At 71.5% G+C, this 12240-nt stretch carries 10 protein-coding genes; 9 read left to right on the top strand and 1 reads right to left on the bottom strand.

Going from position 1 to position 12240, the window contains the following annotated elements:
* The 3 genes from MXD61_RS11075 to MXD61_RS11065 all read left to right on the top strand — a co-directional run.
* Positions 1-986: acyl carrier protein (locus tag MXD61_RS11075; protein ID WP_248812753.1), on the top strand; the 986-nt coding region annotated here is incomplete at its 5' end.
* 82 nt (positions 987-1068) lie between these two features.
* Positions 1069-2109, top strand: a complete 1041-nt coding sequence (locus MXD61_RS11070; protein WP_248812752.1) for an LLM class flavin-dependent oxidoreductase — start codon at positions 1069-1071, stop codon at positions 2107-2109.
* Between the two features lie 173 nt (positions 2110-2282).
* Entirely contained in the window at positions 2283-3335 is a 1053-nt protein-coding gene (locus tag MXD61_RS11065) for an LLM class flavin-dependent oxidoreductase (RefSeq protein ID WP_248812751.1), read from the top strand.
* Between the two features lie 139 nt (positions 3336-3474).
* Here MXD61_RS11065 and MXD61_RS11060 read toward each other — a convergent pair whose 3' ends face one another.
* Complete coding sequence (locus MXD61_RS11060) at positions 3475-4920, bottom strand: DHA2 family efflux MFS transporter permease subunit (protein WP_248812750.1); 1446 nt, start codon at positions 4918-4920, stop codon at positions 3475-3477.
* A gap of 359 nt (positions 4921-5279) precedes the next feature.
* On the opposite strand from MXD61_RS11060, the gene MXD61_RS11055 reads away from it, so the two are divergent.
* Genes MXD61_RS11055 through MXD61_RS11030 form a run of 6 tightly spaced genes read left to right on the top strand, consistent with a single transcriptional unit; the run spans position 5280 to position 12136 of the window.
* A complete protein-coding gene (locus MXD61_RS11055; RefSeq protein ID WP_248812749.1) occupies positions 5280-6638 on the top strand; it encodes an NtaA/DmoA family FMN-dependent monooxygenase in 1359 nt (452 codons plus the stop codon).
* A 35-nt stretch (positions 6639-6673) separates the two neighbouring features.
* Complete coding sequence (locus MXD61_RS11050; RefSeq protein ID WP_248812748.1) at positions 6674-8245, top strand: ABC transporter substrate-binding protein; 1572 nt, start codon at positions 6674-6676, stop codon at positions 8243-8245.
* 6 nt (positions 8246-8251) lie between these two features.
* Entirely contained in the window at positions 8252-9226 is a 975-nt protein-coding gene (locus MXD61_RS11045; RefSeq protein WP_248812747.1) for an ABC transporter permease, read from the top strand.
* Positions 9223-10062: an ABC transporter permease gene (locus MXD61_RS11040; RefSeq protein ID WP_248812746.1), complete on the top strand. Its 840-nt coding sequence runs from the start codon at positions 9223-9225 to the stop codon at positions 10060-10062. The genes MXD61_RS11045 and MXD61_RS11040 overlap by 4 nt, the downstream gene beginning before the upstream one ends.
* Complete coding sequence (locus MXD61_RS11035) at positions 10059-11177, top strand: ABC transporter ATP-binding protein (protein ID WP_248812745.1); 1119 nt, start codon at positions 10059-10061, stop codon at positions 11175-11177. Before MXD61_RS11040 ends, MXD61_RS11035 begins: the two co-directional genes overlap by 4 nt.
* Positions 11174-12136 carry an ABC transporter ATP-binding protein gene (locus tag MXD61_RS11030; protein WP_248812744.1) on the top strand — a complete coding sequence of 321 codons (963 nt, stop codon included), beginning with the start codon at positions 11174-11176 and terminating at the stop codon, positions 12134-12136. The genes MXD61_RS11035 and MXD61_RS11030 overlap by 4 nt, the downstream gene beginning before the upstream one ends.
* Positions 12137-12240 lie beyond the last annotated feature (104 nt).

Here is a 12240-nt window from a genome sequence, read left to right as displayed (position 1 = left end):
GCCACCCCGTCCGCTTCCACGACGGCATCCACCACCTGCACACCCTCGGCGTCACCACCTACCTGGAACTGGGACCGGACGCGATCCTCACCCCGATGGCCCACGAATGTCTGCCGGTGGGTGTCGCCACGGTGACGCCGCTGCTGGCCCGCGGGCGTCCTGAACCCTCGACGCTGGTCGGGGGGCTGGCTCAGGCCCATGTCGAGGGCACCACGGTCGACTGGGGCGCCTTCTTCGCGGGCGGCGGCGCCCGGGCCGTTCCACTACCCACCTACGCGTTCCAGCACACGAACCACTGGCTGAGCGCAGGGCCGAGGGGCCCCCGGGTACATGCCGGCACGCACAGGTCCTTCGAGCCGGACGAGGCGCGGTTCTGGGATGCCGTCGAGCAAGGCGACCTCGACGCCGTGGCGGGCGCACTGCGGCTGCCCGCGGCCGAGCACCCGGCGTTGGTCTCGGTCCTGCCCGCCTTCGCCCGGTGGCGGCGGGAGCACACCGCGGCCACACCGTCGGGCGGGTCGTGGCCGGCGGACGTCGCCGACCTCCGGGCGACCGACCTCACCGACCTGGGCGATCCGGGCGAGTCGGAGAGTGCGACGGATGTCGCCGCCCTGCGGGTGCTGGTGGCCACGGCGGATGCCGAGGAGGTGGGCTCGGCCCTGCTGGACCTGGTGCGCCGGCACGCCGCCGAGGTGCTGGGGCACCCCAGCCCGCAGGACATCGGCGCCGGTGACAACTTTCTCGAGATCGGCTTCTCCTCGTTCACGGCGTTGGAGGTGCGCAACCGGCTCTGCGAGGCGACCGGGCTGCTGCTCCCTCCGATCGTGATGTACGACCACCCGACCCCGCGGGCCCTCGCCGCCCATCTGCGGGTCGAACTTGCCGGGCAGCCGGGTCCGTCCTCGGCGCCCGTGCCGGTTCCCGCCGGCCCGCCCCCCGCCGCCCGGACCCTCGACGGCTCCGCGGTGGAGTCCCGCGTCGGCTGACCGTCACGGGCGCCTGCCCCTCGCCGCCCGGCAACCCGCCGGGCGGTCCCACCGGGACACCGACCCCCTCTGGAGGATGCACATGCGCGTAGGACTCGGATACCTGAACATGGCCCCGGCAGGCGACTCCGCGACCGCCCGGGCGCTCTACGCCGACTTTCTGCACGACGTCCGCTGGGCCGAGGACCGCGGGTTCGCCGGCATCTGGGTGACCGAGCACCACTTCTCCACCTACAGTCTCACCTCGTCTCCCCTGATCCTGCTGGCGCAGGCCGCCGCAGCCGCCCCCCGGCTGCGGCTGGGAACGTCGATCCTCGTACTGCCGTTCTGGGACCCGGTCCGGCTCGCCGCCGACGTGCTCACCCTGGACGCGTTGTCCGCGGGACGGTTCGACTTCGGCATCGGCCGTGGCTACCAGCCGCACGAGTTTCTCGGCTTCGGCCGGGACGCGGCCGACAACCGGGAGATCTTCGCCGAGGCGGTCGACGCCCTCGAGCAGCTGTTCACCCAGGAGGACCGGGACTTCAAGGGCCGTCACGTCCGGATCGACGCCCCGGTCACCCTGCTGCCGCGCCCGACCCAGCAGCCGCATCCGCCGATCTGGATGGCGGCGACGAGCCCCGAATCGCTGCGGTTCGCCGCCGACCGGGGTTTCCATTTCATGCTGCCGGCTGTCACCACCTACGACCAGATCGTCGAGCGCCGGGGCTGGATCGACCAGGCCGGCGGGCTGCCTGCGGGGCGCGAGTTCCAGGTCAACCGGTTCGTGTACCTGGGGGATGACGCGGGCCGCCAGCGGGTGGTTCGCGAGATCGCCCGTCAGCTCCAGACCTCGGCCGCCCTGACCAACAGTGTCTACCCCGATGCCGGCGCCGCCCCGACTCCCGACCAGATCGACCCGGCGGTGGAGGAGAAGGTCCGCGACATCCTCATCACAGGTTCGGCCGACGAGGTGATCGACCAGTTCAGAGCGTTGGCCGACGTCGGTATCAGCTACGTCATCGCCGGCTTCGAGTTCGGCTATCTCAATACCGAGACGGCCCGGCACTCACGAGAGCGTTTCGCCAACGAGGTCCTCCCGCACCTGGCGGATCTCACCCCCAGCCGTCCCGGATCGAACTGACCGTCGCGATACACTGAACTGGTCGGTCAACAGGTCGCGACCGGGCGGAAACGGCGGTCGGCACCGGCGGACATCCATGCAGGCGTCAACCGAGACCGCGGCGAGCGGAACGCAGGAGGCCTGCTCGGCCTGGCAGACCTCCGGTTCCCGCCGCGGCGCAAGGAGCGCATGGCATGCCGACCACTTCCGCAACACATGCCGGGGCGCTACGGCTGTCCGTTCTGGACGTGGCCCCGGTCTTCACCGACAGCAGTACCGCGCAGGCGCTGCGCAACACGGTGGATCTCGCGCCGCGGGTGGAGGCACTGGGCTACCAGCGCCACTGGGTCGCCGAGCACCACAACGTTCCCAGCCTGGCGACGTCCTCGCCGGCGGTGCTCGCGGGTCGACTGGCAAGCGTCACCACGAGCCTGCGGGTCGGCTCCGGCGGAGTCCTGCTGCCCAACCATGCTCCGCTGGTGGTCGCCGAGCAGTTCGGCACCCTGCAGGCCCTGCACCCGGGGCGGATCGACCTCGGGATCGGGCGGGCGTCGGGCGGCGATCTGCTCACCGCCAGAGCTCTGGGCCGCCTGTTCGCGGCCGATGACTTCCCACGGCAGCTGAGGGAGCTGACCGGCTATCTGGCGGGTACGGCCGACGCGGCGTCCGAGCACCGCGTCGCCGCGATCCCCGCCCCCCCGGGTCAGCCCTGGCTGTGCATGCTGGGTTCCAGCCTGACCAGTGCCCGGTTCGCCGGCGCCCTGGGGCTGCCCTACGCCTTCGCCCACCACCTCGTGCCGCATCTGACGGTGGCCGCCCTCGACACGTACCGTTCGGCGTTCCGGGCGTCGTCCCAGCTGGCGCAGCCGTACACCCTGGTCGCCGCCGCGGTGGTCGCAGGCGAGTCCGACGAGCACGCACGTGGGCTCGCGCTGCCCTACCTGCTGCGCAAGATCCACATTCAGCAGGGGCGTATCTACGATCTCTACCCCGGTCCGGCCGAAGTCGCCGCCCACCGCTTCTCCCGGGTGCAGGAGAAGTACGTCCAGGAGCACAGTGCCGACCAGTTCTTCGGTGGTCCCACGACCCTGGCGGAGAAGATCTCGGACCTCGTCCAACGGTGCGGCGCCGACGAGTTGCTGGCGCTGTCCCTGATCCACGACCACGCCGACCGGGTCCGCTCCTACGAGCTGCTGGCCGAGGCCGTGCCCACGGTGCCCGAGTCCCGCCACCAGGCCGTGCGCTGACCCCGTCCGCAACCAGCCCGGTCCCGAGCGCACCGGCCCAGGGTCGACAGCCCCGGGATCCGGACAAACGGATGCGGCGGAGGAGAGTCCCTCCGCCGCATCCGATCCCGGCCCGGGGACACGGAGGCCGGTGGTCTGGTCATACCGTCGCCGCGGGTTCGCTCTCTCGCCGCTCCATGTCCGGCTGCGGCGCTGGCCGCGGTCGACCTGGCAGGAAGAGCCCGGACAGCAGGACCGCGATCGCACCACCGAAGACCCACCAGAACGCCGACTGGAAGGCGTGCGCCGTCGGCAACCCGCCGACGGTGCCGCGCTGCAGGATGAACGCCACGATCGCGATTCCGAGCGAGGCGCCCAACTGGTTGAGCACGTAGAGGGCCGAGGTTCCCTGCGGCACGGACGCCACCGGCAGCGTCCGGTACAGCGCCCCCATCGTCGGTGCCCCGATGAAGCCCAGCCCGAGCCCCGTCACGAAGGCCGCCACCCCGAGCAGTGCCTCGCTGGTGTCGTTCCCGGACCTGGTGAACACCAGCGCACTCGCCGCGATCAGCGCCGCACCCCCCGGCGCCAGGACCCGCGCGCCAACCCGTTCGCTGAGCCGACCCGCGAGTGGCATCGCGATGAACGAGCCCACCCCCAGCGGCGCGAGCAGCAGGCCAGCCTCGAGCACGTCGTGCCCGCGCAACTGCTGGTAGTACAACGGCACGACGAACAGCATCGAGAACAACATGACGCCAGTGACCGCCATCACCGCCACGCTCGCACTGAAGCTGCGACTGGTGAACAACCGCAGGTCGATCAACGCGGCGCCACGGGCCCGCAGGGCATGGCCGACGTAGCCGAGCAGCAGCACGCCCCCGATCGTCAGCGTCACCGGCACCTGGACCGCACCGAACCCGTGCTCACCGGCCTGCGACAGGGCGTACACCAGTACGGCGAACCCCGGGCAGAGCAGCGAGACCCCCACGACGTCCAGGCGGGCCGGCGCCTGCCCGGGGTCCGGCGCGTCGACCGGGACGACCTTGAACGAGGCCACCAGAGCCGTCACCCCGATCGGCAGGTTCACCAGGAACATCCACCGCCAGTCCAGATGCTCGATGATCACGCCACCCACGATCGGGCCCAGGACGGGACCGAGTGGGATGACGATCCCCATCAGTCCCATGACCCGCCCGACCCGGGCCGGGCCGGCCGCCCGCGCCAACAGCGTGAGCATCACCGGATCGAGCATCCCGCCGCCGAATCCCTGGATCACCCGGAACACGACCAGCGCGCCGATCGACGGTGCCAGGCCGCAGGCCAGCGACCCTGCCAGGAACAGCGAGAGGCCGGTCAGCCAGATCCGACGGGCGCCAAAGCGGTCCACCGCCCACCCGCTGAGCGGGATCGCCACCGTCACCGCGAGCAGGTAGCCGGTGGCAACCCACCCGACCGTGCTCAACGGCGCGTCGAACCGCTCTCCCAGCGTGTCGATCCCGACGTTCACGATCGTGCCGTCAAGCAGACCCATCAGGCCGCCAAGCAGCAACACTCCGATCAACCGCAACAGCGCCGGGTCCAGGCGATCACCCTGTTCCTGAGCCATACCCTTCCTCACCTCACTCTGGCTGATTAACCGGTCAGTACAAAAGACTTTACATTAAGGTCAGCACACGGGAGCGGGCTCGACCCTCGCGTCGCCGCACCGCGCGCCACGGACCGGAACGAGGAAGCTCCACCCCGCTCCGGGAGCCGGCCACCGACAGGCATGGACCTTTCGCCGGACAGGACACCGGCCATCACCGACCCGATCTGGCCGGCGAGCGGGTCGCATCAGCCCCGGACCGGCGGAACACACGGCCACCAGGACGCCCAGCCCGGGGATTCCCCACAAAGACCACCAGTTTTGTGGGTAAATTCTTCAGAACCAGTCAGTCCATTGTTCTTGTCTGGAGGTCAACCCGAGTGAGCGGCAGGGACAACCGCCAGCTCCATCTGAGCCTCAACCTCAACGGCCTGGGGTTCCACCGGGCCGGCTGGCGGCATCCAAGCAGCCAGCCCGACCGCGTGTTCTCCGCGGACTACTACCTCGAACTGGCTCGGACGGCGGAGCGAGGCCAGCTGGACGCGATCTTCCTCGCCGACACCCCGGCCTTCGTCCTCATGCCGGGCCGTTCCGTGACGCTGCAGGCGGAGCCGGTGTCGCTGCTGTCCGCGCTGGCGGTGGCGACCACCCACATAGGCCTCATCGGGACGATCTCGGCAAGCTACAGCGAGCCCTACACCGTCGCCCGGCAGTTCGCCATGCTCGACCATCTCAGTGCGGGCCGTGCGGGCGTCAACGTGGTGACCTCGGCGGGCGACCGCGTCGCCCAGAACTTCGGCCGGGACAGCCACTTCGAGCACGCCACCCGGTACGAACGCGCCGCGGACTTCCTCACGGTCGTCACCTCGCTGTGGGACAGCTGGGCCGACGACACCATCCGGGCCGACAAGGCCACCGGCGTCTTCGCCGACCTCGAATCGATCGTCGAGATCAACCACGTGTCCGAGCACTTCCGCGTCCGCGGGCCGCTGAACATCCCGCGACCGCCGCAGGGACGCCCCGTACTGGTCCAGGCCGGTGCGTCACCGCGCGGACGTGACCTCGCGGCCCGCTGGGCGGACGCGGTCTACACCGGCTCGTCCACCCTGGAGAACGGCCAGGCCTTCTGTCAGGACATCCGTCGGCGCGCGGCGCATGCCGGCCGCCGCGCGGACAGCGTACGCGTTCTGCCAGGCCTGATCCCCTACGTCGGGTCGACCGAGCGGGAGGCACGTGAGCTGCGCCGGGAGCTGGAGGACCAGCCAGAGCCGCTCGACGCCATGATCGAGGAGCTGGGTGCCATCCTCGAGACCGACCTCGGTGGGCTCGACCCCGACCAGCCGATGGATCCCGCGCTGTTCCCGGACGAGGCCACCTACGGGCAGTCGGTCAGTCGCCTGGTGCGCTTCCGGCAGTACGTCCATGCGGAGTCACCGACGATCGCCCAGTTCGCCCGGTGGGTTCGGAGCAATCTCGGCGTTGTGCACTGGATCGCCACCGGCACGGGCGAGCAGATCGCCGACCAGCTCGAGACCTGGTTCCGAGCGGGTGCCGCCGATGGCTTCAACCTGCTCGTTCCGCTGCTACCCAAAGGACTCGACGACGTCGTCGACCAGGTCATACCCGAGCTGCGTCGCCGCGGCCTGTTCCGTACCGGCTACGACGGTCGAACGCTGCGTGACCATCTGGGGCTGGAACGCCCGGCAGGTCGCCGATCGGGCGCCGCGAGCGCCCGGTGACCACATCCACCCGACCGAGAAGGCGGCCCACGCCCATGGCACGCACACGTCGCCCACGGCCGATCCGTCCGACGTTCCGCCTGCTGATCGCGATGGCCGCCTGCGGCACGGCCGCCGTCCTCGGCCTGATCACGGCCTGCGGCTCTCCGGCTGGCACGGCGAACGCATCGTCGGACAACCGGAAGCTGACGATCCTCTGGCCGGCCGATCCGATCGACCTGTCCACCGATGACGGTTTCGGGCTCCAGATGCTCTCCGGCACGATCGAGCGGCTCGCCGTCTACGACGCGCTGATCGCGCTCACCCCGAGTGCCGGGCTGGAGTACCGGCTGGCCACCGCGCTCGACTCCACGGACGGCCGGACCTGGACCCTGCGGCTACGACCCGGGGTGCGCTTCAGCGACGGGACACCGCTGGACGCCGCGGCCGTGCGGGACAACTGGACGCAACTGGCGGACCCCGCCCGGCGCTCCCCGAGCGCCGGAACCGCCCAGCGGATCGGCGCGCTGGACGTGGTCGACGCGGTGACACTGCGGATCACGCTGAAACAACCCGACAACCAGTTCCCGCGGCTGGTCGCGCAGACTCCACTGACCTTCATCGGTTCCCCCGCCGCCATGCGGGCCAAGGGCTCCGCGTTCAGGACCGCCCCGGTGGGCGCGGGAGCCTTCACCGTCCGGGAATGGCTACGCAATGATCATGTGACGCTGGTACGCAACCCCGAATCCACCCAGCGGGCCTCCCTCGACACGATCGTGGTCCGGACCATCCCGGACGAGACGCAGCGCTACAACACCCTGCTCTCGGGCGGCGGGGACATCGCGTTCTCCGCGAACCTGCGCACCGGCCGCACCGCCACCGCGGCGGGCCTGGTCAACCAGCGCGCGCTCAGCGATGGCGGACTCAACCTGCTGTTCAACGTCACCACAGCCCCCTTCGACGACCTGCGCGCCCGCCAGGCGGTGGCCCATGCGCTCGACCCAGAGGCCCTCAACAAGACACTGTTCGACGGGACAGCCACCGTCCCGGCCACGTTCCTGCGCGAGCAGTCGCCGTTCCACAGCGCGGTCGCGCTCCCTACCCCGAACCGGCAACGAGCCCAGGCCCTGTTCGACGAACTGGCCGCGCAGGGCGAACCGGTGCGGTTCACCATCGTCACCCCGCTGAACTTCAGCAACGTCGCCGAGTGGGTGCAGTCCCAGCTGGACGGATTCCGCAACGTCCAGGTCAAGGTCGACGCGATGGCCCAGACACTGCCGATCCTCAAGGGCGCGTTCCAGGCCACCCTCACCGGAACGCCGAGATTCGTCGATCCCTATCCGCAGCTCGCGCTCAACCTGGGTACCGGCGGTCCCAACAACTATGGTCGGTTCTCCGACGCCCGTTTCGACACCGCGCTGCGCGACGGACAGCAGGCCCGCGACACCGCCGGGCGCACGAAGGCCTACGAGACGGCCCAGCGGATCATCGCCGAGCGGCTGCCGCTCGCCGGACCGCTGTACCGCCTGCCCGGGCAGTACCTGCACCAGCGGGCAGCCTTCGACGGCGAGCTCCCGATCCTCAATGACGGGGTGCTCGACATCACCCGTCTGTCAAAAGCCGGGTGAGCCCGGATGCACGCGAACCGCGGCGCCGTCCGCCTGGTTGGATGGCAGCTCGCGCGCACCGCGGTCGTCCTGCTGCTGGTCGGCTTCGGCGCGACCTTTCTCCTCGACCTGGCTCCGGGTGATCCGGCCTTCGCCCTGCTCGGCGAGCAGGCGAGCGCCGAGCAGGTCGCCACCGTCCACCGGGCACTGCGCCTCGACGACCCGTTCCTCACCCGCTACGCGACCTGGATCGGCGGCGTGCTGCGCGGCGACTTCGGGACGTCCTACCTGACCGGCGAGCCGGTCATGACCGAGGTGGCTGCCAGACTGGCGGTGACCGGGGAACTGGTGGTGCTGGCGCTCGCCAGTGCGCTGGTCGTCGCCGTGCCGATCGGCGTGTTCACCGCCTACCGCGCGCATGGGCGGGCGGACCGGGTCTGGTCACTGGCCTCCTCCGCACTGATCGCGACGCCCCCCTTCGTCGTCGCTCTGGTCGGCGTCTATCTGCTCACGCTGAAGATCGGCGCGCTGCCGGCGACCGGCTGGGTGGCCCCGGTGGACGGTCTGGGTGCCAATCTGCGCCACGCCGTGCTGCCCGTCGCCACCCTGGTCCTGTCCCTGGTGCCCACCTACACCAGGATGCTGCGCGCCGACATGACTGCCACCCTGCGGGAGGACTACATCCTGGCCGCCCGTTCCCGCGGGCTCCCGGTGCGTCGCATCCTGTTCCGGCACGCGCTGCGCCCCTCGTCGTTCTCCCTGATCACCCTCACCGGGATCAGCGTCGGCCAGCTGATCGGCGGGGCGGTGGTCGTCGAGGTGCTGTTCGCCCTGCCGGGGCTCGGACAGCTGATGGTCACCAGCGTGACCGCGAAGGACGTGCCGGTGGTGCAGGGCATCGTCATGTTCCTGGCGGTCGTCTACTGCGTGGCGGGCGCGGTCACCGACCTGCTGTACGGCTTCCTCGACCCGCGGGTGCGGGTCCGGGTGCGGCCGGCATGAGGGCACCACGATCGCGGGCCGGGCGGCTACCCCTGTGGCTGTCCCTCGCCTGGCTTACCGCCATGTTCACCGCGGCTCTGTTCGCCGACGTGCTCCCGCTGCGCTCCAACGGCGAGATCGTGCCCGGCGTCGACGCCCGTACGCCCCCGGGCTGGCGCCCCGAGTTCCTGGGCACCGACGCCATCGGCCGCAGCGTGCTGGCCCGGATCGTCCACGGCGCCCGGGAGTCACTGCTGGTCGGACTCGGATCGGCCGGCCTGGCGATGATGGCGGGCCTCGCGGCGGGACTCGCCGCCGGCTACCTCCGAGGCTGGCTGGACGCCGCGATCGGCCTGGTGCTCGATGCCGTACTGGCGGTGCCAGCACTGGTCCTGCTGATCGCCATCGCCGCCGTCGGCCGCCGCGGAACCACCACCGTGGTGCTGGGCCTCGCGGTCGTGGGCACACCGAGCTTCGCCCGGTTGGCCCGCGCGAGCACCCTCGCACTCGCCGGCCGCAACCATGTGGCGGCGGCCGTCGCGCTGGGCACCGGGCCGGGCCGGACCCTGCGCCGGGAGCTCCTGCCCGACGTGATCCTGCGGCTGGCGCCGTTCGCGTTCGTGTTCATGGCGTTCGCCGTCGTCGCCGAGGCGTCCCTGAGCTTCCTGGGGCTGGGGCTGCCCCCGCCCGCGCCGAGCTGGGGCGCCATGATCAACGATGGACGACCCTACCTGGACGGCGACCCGTGGCTGGTGTTCGTGCCCGCCGGCTGTGTGTTCCTGACGGTCGCCTCGTTCACCGTGATCGGCGAGTGGGCGCGCCGCCGGTTCGCCGTCGGCGAGTCGAGGCTGCCATGACCGTCGAACGGTCACCCGCCGGGCCCGCCCTGACACTCGCCACCCCCGCCGTGCCACTGCTGGCGGTACGGGACGTGTCGATGACACTCCCCACACCGGCCGGTCCGCTGCATGCTGTCGACCGCGTCTCGTTCACCCTCACCGCAGGGCAGGCCGTCGGGATCGTCGGCGAGTCCGGTTCGGGAAAGTCGATGCTGGCCCGCACCGCGCTGGGGCTGGCTCCAGCCAGCGCCCGTACCACCGGCTCGGTGCGGTTCGCCGGTCGTGAGCTGCTGGGCGCCAGCGCCCGTGACCTGCGCCCGGTGCTCGGCCCCGGGATCGCCATGGTGTTTCAGGACCCCTCGACGGCCCTGAACCCCGTGCTGCGGATCGGGCGTCAACTGGCCGAGACGTTACGGCTGCGCGGCGGCCTCAAACGGCGTGCGGCCCGCGAGCGAGCAGTCGAACTGCTGCGTGACGTCGGTATCGACGAGCCCGAGCGCCGCGCGCGCAGCTATCCCCACGAGCTGTCGGGCGGAATGCGCCAGCGGGTGTGCATCGCGCTGGCGGTCGCCTGCGACCCACGGGTGCTGCTCGCCGACGAGCCCACCACCGCTCTGGACGTCACCGTGCAACGTCAGATCCTCGACCTGCTCGCGGACCTGCGGGCCCGCCGCGGCCTGGGCCTTGTCCTGATCACCCACGACCTCGCCGTCGCCGCCGGGCGGACGGACCATCTGCTGGTGATGTATGCCGGCCAGGTGGTGGAGTCCGGACCAACCGCGCAGGTGATCCGGGCGGCCCGCCATCCCTACACCGCCGCGTTGCTCGCCTCGGTGCCCCGTCTGGACCAGCCGAGTCACACCCGGCTGGCGACGGTCCCCGGCACGCCCGCCACCCCGGTGGGCAGCGCCCACGGGTGCCGGTTCGCGCCACGCTGCTCCCGGGTGCTGACCCACTGCCGACAGCGGGAGCCGGTCCTCGCCGATCCCTGGTCCCACCAGCCGGTCGGGCCGCGACACGCGGTGGCCTGCTTCGCCCCGGTCGGCGCCGCGCCGGGCCCCGGTCGTGGCCCGGGCCGCCTCGACGGGGCGAACGGCGAGGACGGCGAGGACGGCGAGGACGGCGGGCCATGACCGGATCCGACGTCCTGCTGCGGGTCCGTGACCTCGTCGTCGACCATCGGGCACCGGGTGGCACGACGTTACGCGCCGTGGACGGGATCAGCTTCACCATCCGGCGTGGGGAGACCCTGGGTCTGGTCGGCGAGTCCGGCTGCGGCAAGTCCTCGACCGCCCAGGCCGTGCTCATGCTGCGCCGCCCCACAGGTGGGCGGGTCGAGTTCGACGGGCAGGACCTGGCCCGGCTGTCGCCCCGGCCGCTGCGCCGGCTGCGCCCGCGTCTGCAACTGGTCTTCCAGGACGCGGCGTCGTCCCTGAATCCACGCCGGACCGCGGCCGCGATCGTCGCGGAGGGGTTGGCGGCCCACCGCTTCCCGCGGCCCTGGGACCGGCTGGTCGACGACGCGCTGTCCTCGGTGGGCCTGGATCCCCGGACCATTGGTCACCGGCGACCCGGGGAGCTCTCCGGCGGGCAGTGCCAGCGGGTGGCGCTGGCCCGGGCGCTGGTGCTGTCCCCCGCGCTTGTCGTCTGCGACGAACCGGTGTCGGCGCTCGACGTGTCGGTGCAGGCGCAGATCCTCAACCTGCTCGAGGACGTCCGGCGCCAGCACGGGCTCAGCCTGCTGTTCATCGCCCACGACCTGGCTGTCGTGCGGCAGATCAGCGACCGGGTGGGCGTGATGTACCGGGGGCGTCTCTGCGAACTGGCACCCGCCGAGCGGCTCTACCGCCGTCCCCGCCACCCCTACACCCGTACGCTGCTCGACGCCGTGCCCAGGCTCGACGGCGGGCCCGGCCCGGCCGCCCAGGCCGGCCGGGCGGATCCGGGGGGATCCGGGTCGTCGCCGCGACCGCCCCGGGGATGCCGTTTCCGCTCCCGCTGCCCGCAGGCCCAGGACCGGTGCGCCGAGGTCGTTCCGCTTCTGCGGCCAGTGGCGGCGGACCACCAGGTCGCCTGCCATTTCCCTGACTGAGGCTCCTCAGCCGGGGACCAGTTCGCGTGCCTGCCCACACCGGCAGGCACGGCGGTTTAGCCGTCGGCAAGAGCTCGGCTAGCAGCGCGGGCAACGATGTCCCT

This window comes from Frankia sp. AgPm24, from assembly GCF_023243055.1.
Lineage (GTDB): Bacteria > Actinomycetota > Actinomycetes > Frankiales > Frankiaceae > Frankia > Frankia umida.
This window is presented reverse-complemented; position numbering and strand designations above follow the sequence as displayed.

Coding starts and splice junctions, on each gene's coding strand:
- MXD61_RS11030 (WP_248812744.1), top strand. CDS start 11,174: ATGACCGGATCCGACGTCCTGCTGCGGGTCCGTGACCTCGTCGTCGAC.
- MXD61_RS11070 (WP_248812752.1), top strand. CDS start 1,069: ATGCGCGTAGGACTCGGATACCTGAACATGGCCCCGGCAGGCGACTCC.
- MXD61_RS11050 (WP_248812748.1), top strand. CDS start 6,674: ATGGCACGCACACGTCGCCCACGGCCGATCCGTCCGACGTTCCGCCTG.
- MXD61_RS11040 (WP_248812746.1), top strand. CDS start 9,223: ATGAGGGCACCACGATCGCGGGCCGGGCGGCTACCCCTGTGGCTGTCC.
- MXD61_RS11035 (WP_248812745.1), top strand. CDS start 10,059: ATGACCGTCGAACGGTCACCCGCCGGGCCCGCCCTGACACTCGCCACC.
- MXD61_RS11060 (WP_248812750.1), bottom strand. CDS start 4,920: ATGGCTCAGGAACAGGGTGATCGCCTGGACCCGGCGCTGTTGCGGTTG.
- MXD61_RS11045 (WP_248812747.1), top strand. CDS start 8,252: ATGCACGCGAACCGCGGCGCCGTCCGCCTGGTTGGATGGCAGCTCGCG.
- MXD61_RS11065 (WP_248812751.1), top strand. CDS start 2,283: ATGCCGACCACTTCCGCAACACATGCCGGGGCGCTACGGCTGTCCGTT.